This is a genomic window from Streptomyces sp. Pv4-95, from assembly GCF_045782725.1.
Taxonomy (GTDB): Bacteria; Actinomycetota; Actinomycetes; order Streptomycetales; family Streptomycetaceae; genus Streptomyces.
Window position 1 is genome coordinate 7,191,934 of sequence record NZ_CP127172.1, and the last position, 21,450, is coordinate 7,213,383.

A 21,450-nucleotide genomic window follows, 5' to 3' on the forward strand; every position below is an offset into this window, starting at 1 on the left:
CGGGGTCAGGCGGGCGAGCCGAGCAGCGGTCCCGGAGTCACCCGCAGGGTGAGCCGCGGCAGCAGATCGGCGACCCGCTGCGGATGGTGGGCAATGATGCCCGGCGGTGCGGGCGCCAGCGGTACCAGCAGGTCACCGGGGGCGGGGGTGCCGTCGGCGCCGTCCGAGGTGATGTCGTGGTGCAGCCACAGCGTGAGCATGTAGAGCTCGGGTACGGACAGCAGCCGCGGCTGATACGGCGTGGGCAGCGCGTCGGCGTGCTGCAGGGCCTGCTCGGTGGCGGTGACGTAGGGGCCACCGGCGAAGTGGGAGAACGTCCAGCCGTCCGCCGTGAGCATCGCGTCCGCGGTCGCCACGGCACGCTCGCCGCCGCGGACGAGGTATCGCCAGCCGGCCAGGCGGGTACGCGAGGATCCTCCGGCGCGGCTGAGGTGGTCCCAGACGTGCACGGGCAGCGGGTGCTCGGGGCTCAGCGGGCCCTGATGGGAACGGAGGGCGGAGGTGGGAGCCTCGCGGACGGCGGTGGGTGAGCCAAGGGCGGCGAGAACGCTGCGCAGGGCGGGCGCGGGTGCGGCGGGAACGTGCAGCGGCATGGTGGGTCGCCTCTCACTTCGGAGACACGGTGGAGCTGGGCAAGTGCGGACGGCGCTGTCAGCGTGGCGGGGTCAGAGCATGGCCGACCGGGGCTGCGGCCCGGCGGGGTCAGCCGCTGTGCCCCAGAACCGGTGAGAACACCGAAACACTGGGTGCCAACTCTCTGCCTCGTCAGCGGAGTTTATACGACACATGTTCTGTCGGTGTTTCCGCTAGTCGCTCCGTGGATTTCCGGCAAGGCGGAATCCGGACTCCTGTCCCGGGTGGTATCCGCCGCTTTGCGCGGGGCTTTGGGACGCCACCTCGTATTTCCTCGCCGACGCGGTAGGCGAGAACTCGTCGGTGTTTCTCACGAGAGAAATGCGGACGGCGATCGCCACCGAGATATGCCTACTGAATGTGCCAGACATTCCGTCCCTACGAGCCTATCGTTACCGGCACGCCCCGTACGCGTTATCGATCAGATCACTGGGGCATCATCGACCGTAGCGTGTACCCCGGTGGTGCCGGGGACGGCTCCACGCGGCCCGTGTCCGCGGGCCGCTCACTCGAGGAGGGACCCTTCGATGGGCGAGAAGGTCGCCGCGGACGGGATCGACCTGGCGGACCGGGAGCGTTATCGAAGAAAGCTTCACGAGTGTCTGGAGGGATTGGAGAGACTCCTGGCGGAGAAGAGGTTCGACCGTCCCAAGAATCTCATGGGGCTGGAGATCGAACTCAGTCTCGCCGGTTCCGACGGTCTGCCGCGCATGCTGAACTCCCAAGTTCTGGAGCGCATCGCCAGTCACGATTTCCAGACCGAACTCGCGCAGTGCAATCTCGAAGTCAACATCACCCCGCACCGGTTGCACGGCCGGGTCCTTGACCAACTCGCAGAAGAACTCCGTACGGGCCTGTCCTACGCGGACAGAAAGGCCCGTGAGGTGGCCGCCAGGATTGTGATGATCGGGATACTGCCGACACTGACTTCCGATGACCTCACGGCTGCCAGCATCTCCGAGAGCGATCGCTATGTGCTGCTCAACGACGAGATGCGGGCGGCCCGCGGCGAGGACTTCACGATCGACATCCAGGGCGTCGAGCACCTGCTCTCCCGCTCGCCCTCGATCGCGCCGGAGGCCGCCTGCACGTCCGTTCAGCTGCACCTCCAGGTGACGCCGAGCCGCTTCGCCGCGGTGTGGAACGCGGCGCAGGCCGTCGCCGCGGTGCAGATCGCGGTGGGCGCCAACTCGCCGTTCCTCTTCGGGCGGGAGCTGTGGCGGGAATCCCGTCCGCCGGTCTTCCAGCAGTCGACCGACACCCGCGCGCCGGAACTCCAGGCCCAGGGCGTGCGCCCGCGCACGTGGTTCGGCGAGCGCTGGGTGACCTCCGCGTACGACCTCTTCGAGGAGAACGTGCGGTACTTCCCGCCGCTGCTGCCGATCTGCGAGGAGGAGGAGCCGCTGCGGGTCCTCGACAAGGGCGGGGTGCCCGAACTCGCGGAGCTGGTGCTGCACAACGGCACGATCTACCGGTGGAACCGCCCGGTCTACGACGTCGCCGACGGTGTCCCGCATCTGCGGGTGGAGAACCGGGTGCTGCCGGCCGGGCCGACGGTCGCCGACGTCATCGCCAACACCGCCTTCTACTACGGCCTCGTCCGGGCGCTGGCCGAGCAGCCACGCCCGGTGTGGTCGCGACTGCCCTTCGCCGACGCGGCCGACAACTTCGACACCGCCTGCCGGTACGGCATCGACGCCACGCTCCGCTGGCCCAGGTCCGGGCGCGCGGGGGGCGTCGCCGAGATCCCGGCGGTACGCCTCGTACGCGAGGAGCTGCTGCCGCTGGCCGCTGCCGGGCTGGATGCCTGGGGCGTGGAGCCGGCCGACCGCGACCTCTACCTGGGCATCATCGAGGAGCGCTGCGCTCGCCGGGTCAACGGGGCGTCCTGGCAGGCCGCGGCCTACCACCACGCGTCGCGGCAGGGCCTGGAGCGGCATGCCGCACTCGCCGCGATGACCCGTCGCTACCGGGAGTTGATGGAGGCCGGGGATCCGGTGCACACGTGGCCGGTCGCCTGGGACGTCGGGAAGCCCGCCGCACCGGAGGAGTCCGCGCCGGATGAGCCCGGGTCGGCGGGCGGGCGCGGCGGCCGGTAACCGGAGCCGCACCGGTCGGTGGGCCGTCCGGTGCGGCGGGGCGCTCGCGGACGGCTTCCACCGCCCGGTTGCTAACGCGGCCCGGCGCTGCCCGCCTTGGTGATGGCCTTGAGCATCACTTCGTGGATCTGCGACGGGTCGCTGACGAGGTGCGCGGAGCCGCCGGTCGGGGCCACCATGCGATCCAGGGCGGCCTGATCGGCCTCCGGGCCGATCGCGAGGGCGATCAGCGGTACCGGCCGCGCCGGATCGGTGGCCTTCTTCAGTTCGGCGACGAGCTGGTCGAGCCCGATGCTGCCGAGGTCGTCGTCGGTGCCGTCGGTGATGATGACCACGGTGTTGAGCTTGCCGTTCACATAGCGCTTGGTGGCCTGTTCGTACGCGGCGAGCGTGGTGTCGTACAGCCCGTCGGCGCCCGCGGGCACCGGGGCCAGCGAATTCAACGCGGCCGTCAGCTCGTCCCGGTGGGTTTCGCCACCCTCACCTCGCTCGCCGAGCCGGGTGGTGGGGGACAGCTCGACGTAGTCCTTGGTGCCGTCGAGGAGGGTGGCGAACTTCCACAGTCCGACCTCGTCGTCGGGCGTGAACGATTCCACCGCCTTGAGCAGGGAGCCCTTGGCGAGCTCCATCCGTGACCGGCCCAGGCCGGGGACCTGGCCGGCCATCGAGGGCGAGGCGGCCACGACCGTGGTCATCCGCGCGCTCTGGACCGTGCTCGTCCACTTGCCCAGCAGTGCCTGGAGTTCCTTGGACGCGGGCGGGGCGTCGAGGCCGGGGGCGTACGGCTGGGGGACGCGTCCGCCGGCCGCGCGCGTGATCTCGTCGTTCGGCTCGCCGTTACCGGCTCTGAACCCCAGCTCGCGCAGCGCTCGCTGTCCGTCGACACCACCCAGCAGGGTCATGAAGCGGTTGGCGGCACGTGTCTGGGCGGAGGTCAGCTGGTCGTCGTCGACCAGGGTGTAGGGGTAGTCGAGCTGTGCGCCGCCGTCCCGGGGAGAGAAGAGTTCCAGGTCGGGGCCGTTGCCGTCGCCGGTGTTGTGGGCGTGCGCGGCTTGCTCGGACAGCAGCAGCGCTTCGTTGCGGCGGGAATTGCCCTGCGCTCCGGAGCTGTCGTGAGGCAGTGTGGACAGCGCCTGTCTGTCGCTGTCCGCCGCCCGCTGGTACAGCAGCTTCGCCGCGGAGGCGGTGCGGATGTCGGCCTCGTCGCCGTCCTTGGCCTTCTTGGCGTTGGCGGCGTTGATGCGGGCCAGTGCGAGCAGACCGGTGGCGCTGTGGGCGGGGTCGGCCATGCCCAGCCGCAGCTCGTCGCCGGAGGTGGCGGTCCGGCTCAGCTCGGACCAGGAGAAGTCCCGCTCCGAAAGGGCCAGCGCCTTGGCCGCCCCGGGGACGGCGCCCAGGCCGATCGGCGACGAGGCGATCGTGCCCGCGGCCGTCAGCGGAGTGCCGCGCTCCGCGCCGACCTGGTCCACCCACAGGCTCGAATCAGGTATCCACACCTGGAATTCCGACCGGGCCGGCCGCTGCCCGAGCGAGTCGGCGACCTCGTAGGCGACCCGCGAGGTGACCTTGACGTCCAGGCACTTGCCGTCGGTGCGGACGGCGTCCTTGCGGGCCTTGTCGGCCATGGCCTCGACGGCCGGCGCGATATCGGGAGAGGCGACCACGTTCAACGGCACCGAGTCGCCGCCGCACGGTCCGCTGAAGGGCAGCAGACCGCTGCGCAGTGCCACGACGGAGCCGGCGGCGACGGCGAGGACCAGGGCGGTGGAGATGAGGACGGTGCGGCGGCGGGAACTCGTACCGGCCCCCGTGGTCTCGGGTTCCAAGCCGTCGGGCAAGCTGTGACGTCCCATTGCGGTAGCGCCTCTCCTGACTCTCGGAGCTCGAGCGGATTCGATGGTGAGAGGGAATGCGCCACGTGGATGGCGCCCGTCCCCGGCCTGTCGCGCGCGATCTTCGTACCTGCTTTCGAGACCCTAGCGGGGCGGTGGTGGCGAAGAGGCGGAATTGCGGAAGTGGAGGAAGCCGTGCAGTCGGATACAAGTCCCGTGGCCGATGCGGACGTGCCAGGTCAGGGACCCGGTACGAAGGCCGGCGCGGGGACGGCCGAGGGGCCCGCCCGGCGCATTCTGCGCAGCGAGACGCTGCTCGTCCTGGCGCTCTCGCTCGGCGCGAGCGCGGCGTCGGCGCTCATCAGTTTCCTCGGCTCGGTGACCAAGCCGGGCGGCCTCAAGGACCAGGCGGCCACGCTCAACGGGTCGCATGCGCCGGGCCGGCCGTGGCTGGATCTCGCCTGGCAGCTGTTCGGTATCGCGACGGCGCTGGTGCCCGTGGCGCTGGTCGCCCATCTGCTGCTGCGCGAACGCGCCGGAGGGCTGCGCGCGATCGGCTTCGACCGGCGCCGGCCCGGCTTCGACCTGAGCCGCGGCACCGGGGTGGCGGCCGTCATCGGGGGCAGCGGCCTGCTGCTCTACCTGGGTGCGCGGGCGGCCGGATTCAATCTGACGGTGGTCCCCGAGGCGCTGCCCGACGTGTGGTGGAAGGTCCCGGTGCTGATCGCGTCGGCGGTGCAGAACGCCGTCGTGGAGGAGGTCATCGTCGTCGGGTATCTGCTGCGCAGGCTGGGGCAGTTGGGCTGGGGGCCGATGGCAGCGCTGGCGGCCAGCTCGGTGCTGCGCGGCTCGTACCACCTCTACCAGGGCATCGGCGGATTCTTCGGGAACCTGGTGATGGGCGTCCTCTTCGTCCTGCTCTACCGGCGGTGGGGGCGGGTCGGCCCGTTGGTTGCCGCACATGCCCTGATCGACATCGTGGCGTTCGTCGGTTACGCGCTGCTCGCGGGCAAGGTGGGGTGGCTGCCGACCCCGTGAGCGGAGGGGGCGGCGCGCTTGCGCGCCCCGCCCCTGACGTCCGGAGGGTGAAGCGTCCGAACGGCCCCCGGTCATGCCAGGCCGGGGGAGCGTGGAGAGCCCCGTCGGCCTGTGGCCGGATCGATGAGCGGCGTGAACCGCTCGGATTCAGCGGGCAGGCAGCAACTCGCCGTCGATGACGGTGACGGCTGTGCCGGTCAGATGGGTGCGCTCGCCGCGGAGCGTGGTGCGTACGAAGCCGGTGCGGGCCGCTCCCTGGAGGCCGACGAGGCTGTCGCGCCCGAGCCGCGCGGACCAGAACGGGGCGAGCGCGGTGTGCGCGCTGCCCGTCACGGGGTCCTCGTCGATGCCCACGGCGGGGAAGAAGCAGCGCGAGACGAAGTCGTAGCCGCCGTCGGGGTCCTCGGCCGGCGCGGTGGCGATGACGCCCCGGCCGCCGTGTCCGGCCAGCGCCCTCAAGTCCGGTGAGAGGGCCCGTACGGACTTCTCGTCAGCCAGCTCGACCAGCAGATCGCCGACCTGGGGGCCGGTGTCGTGTGCGGAGCGGATCTCCGCAGCCAGCGCTTCCCTGACGACGGCCGGGACCTCGACCGGCAACAGGGGTGCGGTGGGGAAGTCCATCGTGATCGCTCCGCCGTCGCCGACCGTCGTGGTCAGCACGCCGGAGCGGGTGCGGAAGCGGACCGTGCCCGTCGCGGTGCCGGTGGAGTGCAGGACGTGTGCGGTGGCCAGGGTCGCGTGCCCGCACATGTCGACCTCCGCGACCGGGGTGAGCCAGCGCAGCGCCCAGTCGGCGTCGCCGCCTTCGGGCAGCGGGTGCGCGAAGGCGGTTTCGGCGAGGTTGACCTCGGCGGCGACCTGCTGGAGCCAGGTGTCATCGGGGAAGGCGCCGGAGTCGAGAAGCACGACCCCCGCGGGATTGCCGGCGAATGGACGCTCACTGAAGGCGTCGACGATGCGAATCCTCATGGCCGTGAGCGTAGAGCGGCCACAAAGCCGCAGGCCAAGGCCAATCTCAGGTGATTGGACCCGAAGCGGGAGCTGTTGTCGCGTCTCAAGGGGAGTTTGACCGGTCTCACCGAAGCTTGATCACCGGGCGGTGGTGGGCGAAGAGGAGCCACCCCCTACGGGCCCTCGGGGATGGTGTCCTCGGCTCGCGCGGCGGCCGCCGGCTCCAGCAGCAACCAGCCGTCGACCTCCACCGCCCGCCGCTCCTCTGGCTGCCACCCACCGGCCAATGCCACGTCGAGCAAAGCCCGGACGGCGCCCGGCTCGTGCAGGTTCAGTTCTGCACCCCGGATGAGGCCCACGTCCCCGGAGCCGAAGGGGGCGCCGCCCGGGACGTACCGGCCGGGACCGGCGGCAAAGACAATGCGCAGCGGGCCGCCGGTGCCAACCGGTTGCGGGAACAGGGTCAGGGTTTGGCGGCAGTCCACGGACCGGCCGGCGGCGTCCTTTCGGTGGCTGTGGCGCATCGTCCACACGTACACGCGCCCGTTGGCGACCAGCCGGCGGGGCTTCTTCGAAGGGCGAGGCACGCAGCCAAGGGTACGCAGCCTGATCTACGGGACGCCCTGGCAGTGATCAAGCTTCGCTGAGACGAACAGCTGTCGGCCATGCCAAAGGGATTGCTCGACGAACAGTTCCGATATATCGTTGAGGCATCGCGACCGATCAATGAAGGAAGGAACGACATCATGCGTTCACAAGGAAACGATCACGGACACGAGCACCGGCACGAGCACTGCGGCCCCGGACGCCATGGCGGCCGAGGCGACTTCCCGGGCGGCTTCGAGAGGCGACGCGCCGCCTTCGGCGGATTCGGCCCGCCCTTCGGCGGGCCTCCGTTCGGCGGCGGCCGGGGCCGCGGCGGCCCCCGGGGCCGGGCGCGGCGCGGCGATGTACGCGCCTCGATCCTGGCGCTGCTCAAGGACCGTCCGATGCACGGCTACGAAATGATTCAGGAGATCGCCGAGCGCAGCGGCGGGGCGTGGAAGCCGAGCCCCGGCTCGGTCTACCCGACCTTGCAGCTGCTGGAGGACGAGGGGCTGATCACCAACGCCAGTGACGGCGGCAAGAAGCTCTTCTCGCTGACCGACGCCGGACGCACCGAGGCCGACAACGGCTCGGACGCGCCCTGGGAGGACGCCGGGCGCGGCGTCGACTGGGAGGCCATGAACGAGATCCGCAAGGCGGGCGGCGGCCTGGTCGAGGCGTTCCGCCAGGTCTGGGCCACCGGCAGCCCCGAGCAGCGGGAGAAGGCCATGGCGGTGGTCAACAAGGCGCGCAAGGAGCTGTATCTGATCCTCGCCGAAGAGGACTGACCGATCGGCTCGGGCGGAGACCCGAGGCGGGGGCGGCCCTCGGGAGGGTTGACTGCGAGTGGGGCCACGGCCGGGTGACCGGTCGTGGCCCCTTCGTGTCTGCGTCGCGCCGTTGGTCTGCTGCCGGCCTGGGCGGTCAGGGAGTGCTGCTGGGTGCCTTGTCCTGGCGGGGCGCTGTCCCTGTGCCCAGCCGTTGCCCCTTAGTGGTTCGTTTCCACCAGGGCCGTACGCGTACAGCGGCTCAGGTGACCAGGCCGGCAAGATTGCGCAGGGACTCGTTCAGCGCGGCGCCCGCGGAGTCCTTCAGTTTGCCGCCCATCAACGACACTGCGGCCCCGGTGAAGGACCCGTCGATCGTGACGGTCGTCGCCCCGCCCTCAGGGGCGAGCGAATAGCGCATCCCCAGGGTGACGCCCATGGGCCCCTTGCCCTGGAGGGCCAGCAGCCGGCCCGGCTCGACTTCCCGCACGGTCCAGTTCACCTCGGCCGGGAAGCCCATGAGCTTCATGTTCTCCTCGTACCCGGCGCCCACCGCCAGCGTTTCCGGGCCGCCCTTGGGGAAGCCGGTGTGGGTGGCGTTCCACTGTCCGTACGCGTCGAAGTCGGTGAGCCGGTCCCAGACCTGCTCGGCCGGTGCCTCGATGCGGGCCTGAGCGGTGACTTCGGCCATGCGACCACCCCTTCGGTGACTGTCCCGGCTGTGCGGGGGAACGTATCCGCGCGGGGATGAAGGTTCAATACCGATGGCCGTCAATTCTGACGTAGCGTCAGTTTTAAGCGCCGGGGCGGCCGCGGCGGCTCGGAGAGCAATCGGTCCACATGGTGACGACGCAGGCCGTGCGCCGGATCGACGGGCAGCAGCAGCCGGTCAGGTCGCCAGCGGTTGCTCCGGACCAAGCTGTCGGGCATCACGTCGTCCACCCAGGCGAACGGCCGACCGTCCGCATATCGCAGCAACGGCGCCCACTTGCGCCCCAACAGGCTCTCCACCCCCTCGAATTGAGGGTCGTCAGGTCTGTCGCGGTAGCCGGTGAACGCGACGACCGGCAGTTCCGGCAGCTCCAGCAGTGGCGCGATATGGGTGTTGGCGTGCTGCTCCCAGGTCGTGGCCCAGACGAGTTCGTACGTGCCGGAGAGCTCGCGCAGCCAGTCGGCGTGGTGGACGGAGAGCAGCACGGTGTGGTCCAGCAGGTCGTGCGCGGTGAAGCCAGGGGTCGGCAGGACTGGGTTGAGTACGCCGTCGATGTCGAGGAACAGCAGGGGTCGGGTGGCCATCGAAATCCTTCGCCGAGGCGGTGTCGGGACGGACGGGACGGATGGGGTGGGGCAGGACGGGCGGCGTGGGGCGGCGGTGGTTTCTGTGAGTGGTTCGGTAGACGGTCCTTTCGGGAAGGACGTACCGCGAGTGGCGGCCGGTTGCCGCGCGAGGGCGCACGGGGCGGATGCGCGCCCGCGTACGCCACCGGTAGGGCTCGCAACCGCTGCACGTTTCGTCCCGCACCGTATGTCCGCCCTCACACTTTCCCCGTGTCTCCTCCGTAAGGATGAGTCGGGCATGGCCGTGCCCAACCAGCGTGGGATGCGCAAATGCTTCCCGCCGGGGATGCTGCGGCCCCCTGGTGACTGGTGGGGTGGAACCGTGCAAAACGGTACTGCGTATTGCGGCGGCGACGGCCCCGCCCAGGGGGAGCTCGAAGCCCAGCTCACTGTCGAGCTGGCTTCGGTGGTCTCCGCTGCCCGCAGACGAGCCACCCGCGACGGCGACCGGCAGGTCGACACCGCGCACCTGCTGCACGGCCTCCTGGAGTCGGACCCCGCGGTACGCGCCTCCTTCGGCAGCGGGCCGCAGGTCGCCCGGCTGCTCGGCTACCTGGTCCAACGCAGCATCGGCTACGGGCTCCAGTGGCACGGCACCGTCGAGGACTCCGGAGCGGTCCCTCTGGTCGCCGAGGGAGTCGTCCCCGGGTGGTCACCGGCCGCGGCAGCCGCCATGGACGGCGCGCTCGACCGCGCCCGCGCCCGGTACGCCACCGGTGCCGACTGCCTCGACCTGCTCGCGGCTCTGGTGGACGACCCCGAGTCCCGGGCAGTCGAAGTCCTGCGCCGGGCTTCCGTCGACACCACGGTGCTCGCCGCCCGCCTGGACGGCGAGTGCGCCCGCCTGGACTGATGCGGTCCGGTGGACTGGGGCGGTCCGGTTCGATCGTTCGGGGTCGGGTCCGCCTGCCCGACCGGTCGTGAGTGATCCGTCGAGGTCCGCCGGATTGTGCAGGTGACGGCCCTGCGGCCGGTGGCTCAAGCCTGTGACGGCTATGCCGGGGGAAGGCCCGGCCGAGCCGGCAATCGACAGGGGTATCGGGGATGACGCTGCTGACGACGGCTGTCATGATGACCCGATGCACGCGTCATCGGCGAGCCCGCAAGGTCCTTCGACCGCCCCGGGCCAGGGAACCACGGGGCCCCGGGGGGCCCAGCAGCCGCACACCGGCTCCGGGCCGCGGGGCGCCGGTGCCCCTGGGGGCCGCCGCGCCGGACTGGGCATCGCGCTGCTCTCCGCAGTCGCCTTCGGCGGTTCCGGCGTCGCCGCCAAACCCCTGATCGAAGCCGGACTCGAACCGCTGCACGTCACCTGGCTGCGTGTCGTCGGTGCCGCGCTGGTGATGCTGCCCGTCGCCTGGCGCCACCGCGACCTGCCGCGGCGCAGGCCCGCCCTGCTCGCCGGTTTCGGCCTGCTCGCCGTCGCCGGCGTCCAGGCCTGCTACTTCGCCTCGCTCTCCCGCATCCCCGTCGGGGTCGCGCTGCTCATCGAGTACCTCGCCCCTGCCCTTGTCCTGGGGTGGGTGCGCTTCGTCCAGAAACGGCCGGTGACCCGTGCCGCTGCAGTCGGCGTCGTTCTGGCCGTCGGTGGGCTGGCCTGTGTCGTCGAGGTGTGGTCGGGGCTGAGCTTCGATGTGATCGGGCTCGCCCTCGCGCTGGGGGCGGCCTGCTGCCAGGTCGGCTACTTCGTGCTGTCCGACCACGGCAGCGACGGCGAGGACGCGGTGGATCCGCTCGGCGTGATCGCCTACGGACTGCTCATCGGTGCCGCCGTGCTCACCGTGATCGCCCGGCCCTGGGGGATGCGGTGGGAGGTGCTCGGCGGCAGCGCGGGCATGAACGGCACCGAGGTGCCGGCCGCCCTGCTGCTCGCCTGGATCGTTCTGATCGCGACGGTGGCCGCGTATCTCACCGGCGTCGTTTCGATTCGCCGACTCTCGCCGCAGGTGGCCGGGGTGGTGGCATGCCTGGAGGCGGTGATCGCGACGATCCTGGCGTGGGTGCTGCTCGGCGAGCATCTCTCCGCCCCGCAGATCTTGGGCGGTGTGGTGGTGCTGGTCGGCGCCTTCATCGCACAGTCGGCCACCCCCAAGGCCGTCGAGCCGCACATCGTCGAGCGCGGTGGTCCGCACCCCACGGACGAGGCGATGGGTGAGGCCACTCCACACCCCGCGGCCACCGGGGAGGCCGCGCCCTCGGGACGCCCCGGGGCGACGTGTCGGCCGAGACGCCCGCCTCGTAGGGGCGAGTGCGCGGCCGCCCGTGCCGGGGTGCTGACCCGTGCCGGCCGTGCTGTCCATGGGCGCCGGTAGTGCGGACGGGCCCGGGCAGGCCCCCCTCACCGTTCAGCTCCAGGCTGTTCACCGCCCATCGCTGCTCGGGCCTCTCACGCCGGGCGCCGGAGCGGCCCGGGCGTTCAGGCGGCGTTGCTGGTGAATGCGGGCCGCTGCGTCGCCTGGTCCGTTGCGTTCGGCGAGGCGTTCCGAGATGCGTTGGCGAACCTGCTCGCTGCGCTTTCCTCCGTACTTGAACTTGGCGCGGACCTCCCGCACTTCCAGACGCAGTCCGCGGATCCCGGACAGCAGCCGTCCGTAGGGCGCCTCTCCCGCGATGACCGGGGCGGAGCCGCCGGCCGGCTGGAAGTGCCCCACCTGCCGTTGCAGCAGCGCGGCCTTGGCTTCCGGGTCGTCCACGACATGGGCCGTGCAGGTGAGCTGGACCGCGGCGTAGAAGCTGGTGGGGACGCCGTGCTCGGGAGGCTGGTCCTCGGCCGCCTGCCAAGGGCCAGGGATGAACGCGTAGTCGTCCACGACACTCAGCAGGACCGTCGGCCGGTCCTCCAACGCGCCCCAGATGGGGTGGGGGCGCGCCAGGTGCGTCACTGCCTCGCGGCGGTCGCGGTCGTAGGCGAAATGCAGCGGCTGGAGCATCGGGGGCTCGCCCGGCAGCCCGTTCGCGGCCAGCTGCCCGAAGTCGTGCGTGGCGAGGAAACCCTGCCACTCGGCGTCGTCGGCGGGTGCGTCCCAGGGGTGGATCAGCATCGCGGACCTCAGCGGGCGGAGAGGTAGGCCGGCTGGGCGGTACCGGGAGCGAGGTCGTCGGCCGGTATCGGTGCGCCGTAGGCGGGAGCCACCGGGAGGACACCGCTCCAGTACGGCAGCGCGAGGTCCTCCGGCTCGTCATTGGGGCCGCCGCTGCGGATCTTGGCGGAGACCTCCCGCAGGTCGAGGCTGATCACGGCGGTGGCGGCCAGCTCCTTGGCGTTGGCCGGGCGGGAGTCCGCCGCGCGTCCCAGCAGGACCTGGTCGACCAGGGCATCCAGCGCCGTCGTCTTCTCGCCGGCGTCCGTCACCTGATGCGCGGTGCCGTGGATCACGACCGAGCGGTAGTTGATCGAGTGGTGGAAGGCCGACTTGGCCAGGACCAGGCCGTCGACGTGGGTGACGGTGACGCAGACGTCCAGGCCGGGGTCCGCCTGTCCGCCCGCCATGCGCAGCGGACGCGAACCCGTCGAGCCGTGGAGGTAGAGGCGGTCGCCGATACGGCCGTAGAGGGTGGGCAGGACGACCGGTCCGCCGTCGCGCACGAAGCCCAGGTGGCAGACGTATCCCTCGTCGAGGATCGCGTGCACCGTCTCATGGTCGTAGGAGGCGCGCTCGCGGGCGCGGGTGGGGATCGTGCGCTCGGTTCGGGCGTACGACGCGGCGGATGACATTGCGTTCTCCATTGCACTAGTGCATAATCTTGTTTGTGCTAGGAGAGTATCTGATCGAAGGGCGGCGCGCATCGGAGATTGCCGCCAGTGTCGAGCGAGCCGTCGGTGCGGGCGAGCTCCAACCGGGCGAAGTCCTGCCCCCGCTCAGGGAGTTGGCGGTCTTTCTGGAGGTCAATCCGAATACGGTCGCGGCCGCGTACCGCACGCTGCGTGACCGGGGCGTGATCGAGACCTCGGGTCGGCGTGGCAGCCGAGTGCGGGCCAGGCCGTCCAGCACGCCGCGCGAGGCGCTGCGGGTGGAGGTCCCGCCCGGGGTGCGGGATGCCTCGGACGGCAATCCCGACCGGGCCCTGCTGCCTCCCCTGGAGCGGGCGCTCGCCGAGGCCGCGGCGCGCAGCGCGAGACAGCCCGTGCTGTACGGCACCCCCGCTGTCGACGACGACCTCGCCGCGCTGGCCCGGTCGGCTTTCGACGCCGATGGCGTGGCAGGCGGCCCGGTCGCCGTCACGAGCGGCTCGCTCGACGCCATGGAGAGGGTGCTGTCCGCGCATCTACGGCCCGGCGATGTCGTGGCCGTGGAGGATCCCGGGTGGGGCAGCCTGCTGGATCTCATTCCGGCGCTCGGATTGCGCCCGGCGCCGGTCGGTGTCGACGACGAGGGGCCGCTGACCGAGCAGTTGGCGCGCGTCATCGAGGAGGGCGCGCGGGCGGTCGTCATCACCGACCGGGCGCAGAACCCTACGGGCGCGGCCATCAGCAGCGAGCGTGCCACCGCGCTCCGGGCGCTCCTCGCCGAGCACCCGGACGTCCTGCTCATCGAGGACGACCACGGGCACGGCATCGTCGACCTGCCCCTGCATCCGCTCTCCGGCGTCACGACTCATTGGGTGCTGGTGCGCTCGACGGCCAAGGCGTACGGCCCGGATCTACGGCTGGCGGTTCTGACCGGTGACGCGGTCACCGTCGACCGGGTGCGCGGACGACAGCGACTGGGCCCGGGATGGGTCAGCCACCTCCTCCAGGACACCGTGGCCCACTTGTGGCGGACGTCGGCGGTCGACCCGAAGGCGGTGTCGCAGGCGTACGGCCGGCGTCGGGACGCCCTGATACGGGAGCTGGCCGAGCGAGGAGTGCCGGCCCGGGGGCGCAGCGGGATGAACGTCTGGGTGCCGGTCCCGGATGAAACCGGTGCGGTGGCCCGGCTCCTCCACTCCGGCTGGGCGGTGGCTCCCGGCGCCCGCTTCCGAATGCAGTCCCCGCCGGGTGTCCGGATCACCGTTTCCGGCCTGACGGACGACGACATCACACCGGTGGCGGAGGCCGTCGCCGCGGCGACGGGAAGAGCGGAGGCGCGACGGTACGAGTGAGCGGCCGAGGCGGCCGCTCGTCGGGCGGTTGTTTCGGGGGCGGGCCGGGTGTCGTGCTCCGGCCGCGACGGCTTGCTTCGCCTCGGTGGCGCCGGCTCGTCGGCCGTCACCGAAGGGCCGGCAGTTACCCCGGCCGCGAGCCCAGTCGTCACGCGCCTGCCGCCAGGGCGAGAACCTCCCACGGCGCTTCTTGCGTGCGTTGGGGAGTCCTCCTGCCTGCCTGCCGGGCGGGCGGAGGCCCGGAACTGCCCGGTCGGCCCGCGTGGTCCGCCGGCTGCGGACGCTCGGGGCCGGGACGCTGTGCTCAAGGTTTGGTGCGGCGGGGCTTGCTCTGGGTGAGGGCGGCGCCGGCGAGGACGATGACGGCACCGACGGGTGTGTTCCAGCTCAGCTGTTCGTTGAGGAGCGCCACACCGGCCGTGGTGGCGATGACCGGGATGAAGTAGGTGACCATCTGGGCCGTGGTGGGACCGATTTCCGCGACCAGACCGTATTGCAGGAGAAACGCGAAGCCGGTGCCCAGCGCACCGAGCGCGACGACGGAGAGGAGGGGGATGACCGGGTAGGAAGTCGGCAGAGAGGTGAACAGGGGCGTCACCACCGCAAGTTGGAGGGTCGCCAGCAGCAGTTGCGCGCCTGACATCGACAGGTGGGAGTGCTGCACACCCGCCAGGGTGCGGCGGACGTAGATCCAGCCGACGGCGTAGCTGAGTGATGCGCCCAGGGCCATCGCGGTCCCCGCCAGGTCCGTGCCCGCGAAGCCCTGCCAGGCGCCCAGGACGGTCAGGACCCCCAGGAAGCCGATACCCAGTCCGGCGACCCGGCGCCGAGTGGGGCGGTCCTCGGAAAGCGCGACGACCGAGAGCAGCATGCCCCACAGGGGAGAGGTGGCATTGCAGATGCCGGCGAGGGTGGAGGGGATCGTCAGTTCCGCATACGCGAAGAGGGAGAAGGGCAGAGCGTTGAGGAAGAACGCGGCGACCGTCAGATGGGCCCAGGTCCGGGCGGAGCGCGGAAGACGCTGACGCTTGAGCGCGAGCATCGCCAGCAGTACGGCCGCGCCGAATCCGACGCGGCCCAGGGTGACCTGCAGCGGGGCAAAGCCGTTGGTGCCGACCTTGATGAAGAGGAAGCTGAAGCCCCAGATCAGGCTGAGCACGGCGAAGCGGAGCGGCCAGCCGTACGCGCGACGTCGGGCGGGGCTGCCACCGGTGTCGCCAGAGGTCGTTGCGGCTGTGATCGACGAGGTCGAGGAGGAGTGAGGGGCGGCGGCTGAGGCCGGAGGCTCTGCGTTGCCGGAGTCGGCGGCCGCGCGGGTGGCGATGCTCATGGCCTCTACGATGCTGCGCACCACTGCGTAGCACAAGCGAGTATTTGTGGCCGGTATCGCTTAGCATCGCTTATATGTTGAACCTTGATCGTCTGCGGACGCTGAGCGCGGTGGCCCGCCATGGTTCGGTGAGCGCGGCGGCCGACGGGCTGCATGTCACGACATCCGCGGTCTCGCAGCAGATCGCCAAGCTGGAGCGGGAGACCGGGCAGCAGCTGCTGGCGAAGAACGGGCGAGGGGTGCGGCTCACCGATGCGGGGCGGTTGCTCGCCGAACACGCCGCACGCATCCTCTCCCAGGTCGAGCTGGCCCAGGCCGAGCTGGAAGCGCACCGTGGTCAGGCCGTGGGTGAACTGCGTATCGGCGCGTTTCCCACCGCGGCCCGCGGACTCTTCCCCGAGGCGCTCGCTGAACTGCGCACTGCCCATCCGCAACTCCGCGCACGGCTCACGGAGATGGAGCCGGACGATTCCGTACGCGGTGTGGTGCGCGGCGACTTCGATCTCGGCGTCGTCCTGGACTGGTACAACCGGCCGTTGTCGCTGCCCGAGGGGCTGGCCAAGGCTCCGCTCCTGGACGATCCGGCCGATGTGGCGATGCCTTCGGATCACCGGCTGGCCCAGCGCCGGTCCGTGGATCTGGAGGAGTTCGCGGACGACGAGTGGATCTCTTGGCCGCAGGGGGAGTTCTGCCATGAGTGGTTGATGTTCACCTTGCGCGGCAAGGGCATCGAGCCGCGTATCGCGCATATGGCCGAGGAGCATCACACGCAGCTCGCGCTGATCGCTGCCGGACTGGGGGTGGCGGTGGCACCTCGTCTCGGGCGCGGCCCGGTGCCCGAGGGGGTGAGCGTGGTCCCCGTACGTCACACCATGCGGCGTCACGTGTACGCGATTTGGCGTGCGGACGCCGATCGCAGGCCGTCGATCCGTGCGGCGGTGGGAGCGCTCCGAGCAGCGGGCAGGCGGGTGCCGGGCTGCTGAGGTTCGGTGTGGGGGCGCTCTTGAGTGGGGTCGGACCGGAGTCAGGAGTCAGGAGCCTGGAGCCAGGAGTCAGGCAAGGGCCAGGTCCGGCCCGGAGCGCACGTTCCCGAGCTCGCGGGCCTGGGGCGTCGCGGCCTGACGGAGGGACCGTACTGCTGGACGGTCCGGCCTGATGGACGGACCGGCCCTGCTGGGTGCCCGCCCCCGTACTCCGTCTCCGTGGCACTCCGTGGGGGCTCGTGCCCCCAGGCTGGTCAGGGTGGTGTGACGATGCCGCGGATGACTCCCAGCTCCAGCAAGTCCTGAGGGCGGATGTGGAGTTGGTCGGCGGTGTCGTGCACCTGCTGGGCGTCGCGTTTGAGGATGGCGGCGGCCAGTTCCGGGGCGATCACCGAGAAGTAGCTGTCGGGTGTCGCCCATAGCCGGCCGGGAGCGGCGAGCGCGAGAGCGCCGCCCGAACCGCCTTCGCCGATCAGCAGGGAGGTGACGGGGACACGGACCGAGGCGAGTGCGGCGAAGGTGTCCGCGATGGCCGCGCCGGCGCCGGAGCGTTCGGCTTCCGGGTCGTTGGCCGCGCCGGGAGTGTCCACGAGGGTGAGGACGGGGATGCCGAGCCGGTCCGCGAGGCGGATAAGGCGCGCTGCGGTACGGAATCCGGCGGGGCGGGTGGCCGTGCCGCACTGGGCCGCGAAGGCGATCGTTCGGCCGTCGCGCTGCCCGAACCCGCACCGCATGCCGGTGTCGACGCCGCCGCAGCGGTCACCGCTGATCTCTTCCCAGTCGTCGAAGTAGGACCGTAGATACGCCTCGGCGCGCGGGCGTCGCGCGTCGCGGGCGCGGGCCACGGCATCCCAGCCGGTCTCCGGGAGGGTGCCCGCGCCGAGAGGGTGCGGGGGCGGCGCCGCTTCCGGAGCGGCTGCGGCGTCCGGCTCCGTAGCGGAAGCGGACCGCTCTGTGGCGGAAGCGGACCGCTCTGTGGCTCCCAGGAGTTGGAGCCAGTGCACCAGGGTGTCGCGCAGGCGGTCCGGCGGGACGACGGCGTCGATGTGGCCCGCCGCGAGCTGCCCTTCGGCGGAGTAGGCGTGCGGGTCGGCGCCCTTGGGGCGGACGCGGGAGCCCGCGAAGCCGATCTGTGCTCCCGGCAGGGCGAGGGTCACATCGGCTCCCGCGCCGAGTGTGGCCCATCCGCCACCGGTCGTCGGGTCCCGCAGCACGGCGATCTGCGGCAGTCCCGCCGCGCGGTTGAGCGCCGACTGGGCGGCCACGCGCTGAAGTTGGGTCAGGGCACGCATGCCTTCCTGCATCCGGCTGCCGCCCGTGGCGATCAACGACACAACCGGCAGGCGCCGTTCGCGGGCCTGGGTGTACGCGGCCACCAGGCGGTCACCGGTGCGTTCGCCCAGGGAGCCGCCCAAGAACCCGAACTCGAAGGAAATGAGTACGGCTTGTCTGCCACCTATCGTGGCGAGGGCGGTCACCACCGACTCGTCCTCACCGGTCCGGGCGCGGGCGCGCTCCCGGGCGGCGTCGTAGCCGTCCCAGCGCAGTGGTCCGTCCGGCCGTCCCGGAGCAGAGCTGACCGCGCTGACCTGCGCACCCGCGCCGCCCGGCCGCACGGCTCCCTCTCCTTCGGCCTCCTCCACCTCAGCCGCTGCGCCTACCCCGGTCGGCGCAACTGCCCCGGACTCTCGCTCCGTGGCTCCGGTGCCGGGCGCTCCCGCGTCGTCGGGTGAGGCAGGTTCGACGTAGGAGTCGGCGACGAGTTCCATGGCCTGACGGGCCGTGAGCCGTGCGGCGGGCTGGGCAGCGGGCGGCACCACGGGCGGGGGAGTGGCGAGGATATCGCTCCCGGGCTCCGCTCCCACGCCCCCGGCCGGGCCGTCGGCAGGCAGGTTGCCGGGCCCCGGTTCCCAGGACGCTCCCCGGGCGTCGTCGGTGGGCTCACCGTCGGTGCCGCCTCCGGGGAGGCCGCCGCTACGCACGGAGTTCCCGCTTGAGGATCTTGCCCATGTCGTTGCGCGGCAGGGAGTCCAGGAAGTGGACGGTTCGGGGCCGCTTGTGCGGGGAGAGTTGGCGGGCGACATGGTCGGTGAGTTCCTGAGCGGACGGCGGCTCGGCGTCCGGCCGGCTCTCGGCCACGATCCAGGCGACGATCCGCTCGCCGAGGTCCTCGTCGGGCTCGGCGGTGACGGCGGCCTCGGCGACTCCAGGATGTGCGAGCAGGGCGTTCTCGATCTCACCGGCGCCGATCTTGTAGCCGCCGCTCTTGATCAGGTCGGTGGCCTTGCGGCCGACGATGCGGTAGTTGCCCGTGGCGTCGCGGATCGCCATGTCGCCGGTGCGGAACCAGCCGCCGTCGAAGGCGGCGGCGGTGGCGTCGGGCCGGTTGAGGTATTCGACGAAGAGGTTCGGGCCGCGGACCTGGATCTCACCCACCGTCTCGCCGTCGCTGTCCGTGATCGCCTGACCGGCGTCGTCGACGAGGCGTACGTACACGCCCGGCAGGGGCACGCCGACCGTCCCCGTGGCATCGGGGCCGTCCGCCCGGACGCTGGTGTTCATCAGCGTCTCCGTCATGCCGTACCGCTCGATGACCCTGCGGCCGGACGCGGCGGCGATCCGCTCGTGGTCGGTCAGCGGCAGTGCGGCGGAACCGGAGACCAGCAGCCGGGCGCCGGCGAGCGCCTTGGCGAGCACCGGGTCGTCGCCCGCCTCGACGGCCAGCCGGTGGTACATCGTCGGTACGCCGAACAGCATGGTGCCGTCCGCGGAGAGTTCCCGCGCGACGGCTTCGGTGCTGAAGCGCCCCAGGTGGTGGACGCTGCCGCCGCGGCGCAGCGGGCCGAGGATGCCGAGAATCAGGCCGTGGACATGGAAGAGCGGCAGGGCGTGCACGAGGACATCGTCGGCGGTCCACTGCCAGGCGTCCTCCAGCGCGTCCAGCGTGTGGGCGATGGCGCGGCGCGGGAGCACGACGCCCTTGGGCGGCCCGGTGGTGCCGGAGGTGTAGACGATCAGGGCCGGGGACTCGTCGCCCGGCTCGTACGGGAACGGGGCCGGCACGGCGTCCTCGGGAGGCGCGATGACCTCGATGTCGAGGCGGGGGAGTGCGGCGAGAGCGTCCGGCAGGTCGGCGGCGGGATCGGCCACAACGAGCGTGGGGGAGCTGTCCGCCACGATGTGCGCGAGCTCGCTCTCCCCGATCTTCGGATTCACCGGCACCACGGGCACTCCGGCGAGCAGCGCGGCGATCACGCCCACCGAGGTCTCCAGCGTCGCGGTCGCCCAGATCGCCACTCGTGTCTCGGCGCCGATCCGTTCGGCGAGCGGGCCGGCCACCGCGGCGAGCTGGCGGTAGCTGAGCGCGCGGTCACCGAAGCGCAGCGCGGGCGCGGTCGAAGCGTCGTGCAGCGCGGGGAAGAGCACGTTCACCGGATCTCCTTCGTCCTCGTCGGCTCCCGGCCCGTCGCGGCCGGAGCTGTCCCGCTCCCGCACCCGTGGCGGCCGAGAACGGGCTGACCCCACCACTCTCGCAGAGACCACTGACATCGCGATCACTTCCAGGGCGTCAGGCGGGGTGCGGGATGCGTCCGCCGGGTGCCGGGGAAGGGGAAGGCGAACGCCTGGCCGCCCGCCGGGTGCCGGGCAGGTTGCGGCAGGGCATGGCCCGGCCGGGCTCGGGTGCCTCTGCTCAGTGGTGCGCTGTCAGCGGTGCGGAACGCCTGGGACCGGCTGACCCGGCGCTCGAATTTCCGGTACGTACGGATGGGGTGCGGGCAAGGGCGGCGCGTCAGGTCACTGCCGCTCGCCCCGCCCGGCCTGGTCCAGGCTGTGAGGCACTGACGACCACGTAACCCGCGCGGGCCCCGGGGCGCGTCGTCCGCCTACCGGCTATCACCTACCGCCTTTCGCCGCCCATCAGCCCTCGGCCCGGATCGGCCCCGTCGCCCTTCGGTCGTCCTCCGCCCTCACCCCGGTATCTTGCGGAAGTCCCAGGAGGTGACGGTCTCCGGGGTCAGGCGCACCCACGCGTGCCGGCCGTCGTGCGGCATCTCGTTCATTCCGAAGTACTTTGCCGCGAACAGCCGCTCCGGCGCGTCCAGTTCGGGGCATGGCTCGCCGGTGCGCGGTGCCTCGCCGACGAATACCGCGCGGCCGGCCAGTTCGACGCCCCGCAGCTCTCCGTACTCGTGCCCGTCGTCGACGACCACCGCGAGCCGCGCGTCCTTGCGCAACTGCGCCCATCGCTTGCTTCGGGTGATCGAGTACAGCCACAGCGCGTCGCCGTCCCAGACGAACCACAGGGCCCCGACGTGGGGTGCGCCGTCCCCGCTCACCGTCGCGACCCGGCAGGTCCGCTCGCCGGCGAGGAACTCGTCGCGCTCGCCCCGCGTCATCATGATCCGTCGCCCGCGCCGCTGTGTGTCGGTCATCCGTCCTCGCCCTCCGCTGTGCGGGCCGTGGGCGGGCAGTATGCGGCCCGCGACGACACCGTCCTCCGAATGCAAACTGACTACCTGTCAGAAATCATGGGCGCTCTTCCTAACAGGCGCAATGGCGGATAGCCTCGCGCGCCTCGACCTGGTCCGTGGAGGCGACGCATTCCGGCGCATCGGGAAGCGATCAGGACGCCGGCGCGCGGGCGCAAGGCATTTCGGCAGGTAGGGCATGGGGCCCTGCGGCGGTACGGGTGGCACTCCGCAGCACGGGCGGATCGCAGCAAAGCCGTCACAGGCAGGCACAGGCAGACACGCACAGGTAGACACAGGCACAGACAGGCACAGACAGGCGTAGGCAGACCCAGGCAAGGCA

At 71.5% G+C, this 21,450-nt stretch carries 19 protein-coding genes; 7 read left to right on the forward strand and 12 right to left on the reverse strand.

Going from position 1 to position 21,450, the window contains the following annotated elements; translation table 11 throughout:
- Positions 1 to 5: 5 nt before the first annotated feature.
- Entirely contained in the window at positions 6 to 593 is a 588-nt protein-coding gene (locus QOM21_RS31565) for a hypothetical protein (protein WP_407554410.1), read from the reverse strand.
- A 567-nt stretch (positions 594 to 1,160) separates the two neighbouring features.
- Between QOM21_RS31565 and QOM21_RS31570 the strand changes: the two genes are divergently transcribed.
- The gene (locus QOM21_RS31570) at positions 1,161 to 2,732 is read left to right on the forward strand and encodes a glutamate-cysteine ligase family protein (protein WP_407554411.1); all 1,572 of its coding nucleotides are present in this window, start codon (positions 1,161 to 1,163) and stop codon (positions 2,730 to 2,732) included.
- 71 nt (positions 2,733 to 2,803) lie between these two features.
- On the opposite strand, the gene QOM21_RS31575 is transcribed toward QOM21_RS31570, so the two are convergent.
- Positions 2,804 to 4,585, reverse strand: a complete 1,782-nt coding sequence (locus QOM21_RS31575) for a substrate-binding and VWA domain-containing protein (RefSeq protein WP_407554412.1) — start codon at positions 4,583 to 4,585, stop codon at positions 2,804 to 2,806.
- 195 nt (positions 4,586 to 4,780) lie between these two features.
- On the opposite strand from QOM21_RS31575, the gene QOM21_RS31580 reads away from it, so the two are divergent.
- Entirely contained in the window at positions 4,781 to 5,602 is an 822-nt protein-coding gene (locus QOM21_RS31580; protein WP_407554413.1) for a CPBP family intramembrane glutamic endopeptidase, read from the forward strand.
- A 147-nt stretch (positions 5,603 to 5,749) separates the two neighbouring features.
- Here the strand turns inward: QOM21_RS31580 and QOM21_RS31585 are convergent, their stop codons facing one another.
- Together QOM21_RS31585 and QOM21_RS31590 are read right to left on the reverse strand one after the other, a co-directional pair.
- Positions 5,750 to 6,571: a PhzF family phenazine biosynthesis protein gene (locus tag QOM21_RS31585; protein WP_407554414.1), complete on the reverse strand. Its 822-nt coding sequence runs from the start codon at positions 6,569 to 6,571 to the stop codon at positions 5,750 to 5,752.
- 155 nt (positions 6,572 to 6,726) lie between these two features.
- On the reverse strand, positions 6,727 to 7,140 hold the full coding sequence (locus QOM21_RS31590) for a hypothetical protein (protein WP_407554415.1): 414 nt from the start codon (positions 7,138 to 7,140) through the stop codon (positions 6,727 to 6,729).
- A 159-nt stretch (positions 7,141 to 7,299) separates the two neighbouring features.
- Between QOM21_RS31590 and QOM21_RS31595 the strand changes: the two genes are divergently transcribed.
- Positions 7,300 to 7,926 (forward strand): PadR family transcriptional regulator, encoded by a 627-nt coding sequence (locus QOM21_RS31595; protein WP_407554416.1) that lies wholly within the window; start codon positions 7,300 to 7,302, stop codon positions 7,924 to 7,926.
- A 241-nt stretch (positions 7,927 to 8,167) separates the two neighbouring features.
- On the opposite strand, the gene QOM21_RS31600 is transcribed toward QOM21_RS31595, so the two are convergent.
- Both QOM21_RS31600 and QOM21_RS31605 read right to left on the reverse strand, forming a co-directional pair.
- On the reverse strand, positions 8,168 to 8,596 hold the full coding sequence (locus QOM21_RS31600; protein ID WP_407554417.1) for an SRPBCC family protein: 429 nt from the start codon (positions 8,594 to 8,596) through the stop codon (positions 8,168 to 8,170).
- Between the two features lie 80 nt (positions 8,597 to 8,676).
- Positions 8,677 to 9,201, reverse strand: coding sequence for an HAD domain-containing protein (locus QOM21_RS31605; protein ID WP_407554418.1), 525 nt, complete (start codon positions 9,199 to 9,201; stop codon positions 8,677 to 8,679).
- Positions 9,202 to 9,565: 364 nt separating this feature from the next.
- Here QOM21_RS31605 and QOM21_RS31610 point away from each other — a divergent pair, with 364 nt between their 5' ends.
- Both QOM21_RS31610 and QOM21_RS31615 read left to right on the forward strand, forming a co-directional pair.
- Complete coding sequence (locus tag QOM21_RS31610; RefSeq protein ID WP_407554419.1) at positions 9,566 to 10,096, forward strand: Clp protease N-terminal domain-containing protein; 531 nt, start codon at positions 9,566 to 9,568, stop codon at positions 10,094 to 10,096.
- 226 nt (positions 10,097 to 10,322) lie between these two features.
- Positions 10,323 to 11,555, forward strand: a complete 1,233-nt coding sequence (locus QOM21_RS31615) for an EamA family transporter (RefSeq protein WP_407554420.1) — start codon at positions 10,323 to 10,325, stop codon at positions 11,553 to 11,555.
- Between the two features lie 48 nt (positions 11,556 to 11,603).
- Here the strand turns inward: QOM21_RS31615 and QOM21_RS31620 are convergent, their stop codons facing one another.
- Both QOM21_RS31620 and QOM21_RS31625 read right to left on the reverse strand, forming a co-directional pair.
- Complete coding sequence (locus QOM21_RS31620; protein WP_407554421.1) at positions 11,604 to 12,284, reverse strand: FMN-binding negative transcriptional regulator; 681 nt, start codon at positions 12,282 to 12,284, stop codon at positions 11,604 to 11,606.
- Positions 12,285 to 12,292: 8 nt separating this feature from the next.
- Positions 12,293 to 12,958 carry a pyridoxamine 5'-phosphate oxidase family protein gene (locus tag QOM21_RS31625; protein ID WP_407554422.1) on the reverse strand — a complete coding sequence of 222 codons (666 nt, stop codon included), beginning with the start codon at positions 12,956 to 12,958 and terminating at the stop codon, positions 12,293 to 12,295.
- A gap of 35 nt (positions 12,959 to 12,993) precedes the next feature.
- On the opposite strand from QOM21_RS31625, the gene QOM21_RS31630 reads away from it, so the two are divergent.
- Positions 12,994 to 14,325, forward strand: a complete 1,332-nt coding sequence (locus tag QOM21_RS31630; protein ID WP_407554423.1) for an aminotransferase class I/II-fold pyridoxal phosphate-dependent enzyme — start codon at positions 12,994 to 12,996, stop codon at positions 14,323 to 14,325.
- 304 nt (positions 14,326 to 14,629) lie between these two features.
- Here QOM21_RS31630 and QOM21_RS31635 read toward each other — a convergent pair whose 3' ends face one another.
- The gene (locus QOM21_RS31635) at positions 14,630 to 15,691 is read right to left on the reverse strand and encodes a DMT family transporter (protein ID WP_407554424.1); all 1,062 of its coding nucleotides are present in this window, start codon (positions 15,689 to 15,691) and stop codon (positions 14,630 to 14,632) included.
- A 38-nt stretch (positions 15,692 to 15,729) separates the two neighbouring features.
- Between QOM21_RS31635 and QOM21_RS31640 the strand changes: the two genes are divergently transcribed.
- Entirely contained in the window at positions 15,730 to 16,638 is a 909-nt protein-coding gene (locus QOM21_RS31640; RefSeq protein WP_407554425.1) for a LysR family transcriptional regulator, read from the forward strand.
- A gap of 254 nt (positions 16,639 to 16,892) precedes the next feature.
- On the opposite strand, the gene QOM21_RS31645 is transcribed toward QOM21_RS31640, so the two are convergent.
- From QOM21_RS31645 to QOM21_RS31655, 3 genes are all read right to left on the reverse strand, one after another.
- Positions 16,893 to 18,407, reverse strand: a complete 1,515-nt coding sequence (locus QOM21_RS31645; RefSeq protein WP_407555936.1) for a carboxyl transferase domain-containing protein — start codon at positions 18,405 to 18,407, stop codon at positions 16,893 to 16,895.
- Positions 18,408 to 18,612: 205 nt separating this feature from the next.
- Positions 18,613 to 20,070, reverse strand: a complete 1,458-nt coding sequence (locus tag QOM21_RS31650; RefSeq protein WP_407554426.1) for an acyl-CoA synthetase — start codon at positions 20,068 to 20,070, stop codon at positions 18,613 to 18,615.
- 536 nt (positions 20,071 to 20,606) lie between these two features.
- Positions 20,607 to 21,071, reverse strand: a complete 465-nt coding sequence (locus tag QOM21_RS31655; protein ID WP_407554427.1) for a pyridoxamine 5'-phosphate oxidase family protein — start codon at positions 21,069 to 21,071, stop codon at positions 20,607 to 20,609.
- Positions 21,072 to 21,450: the final 379 nt, after the last annotated feature.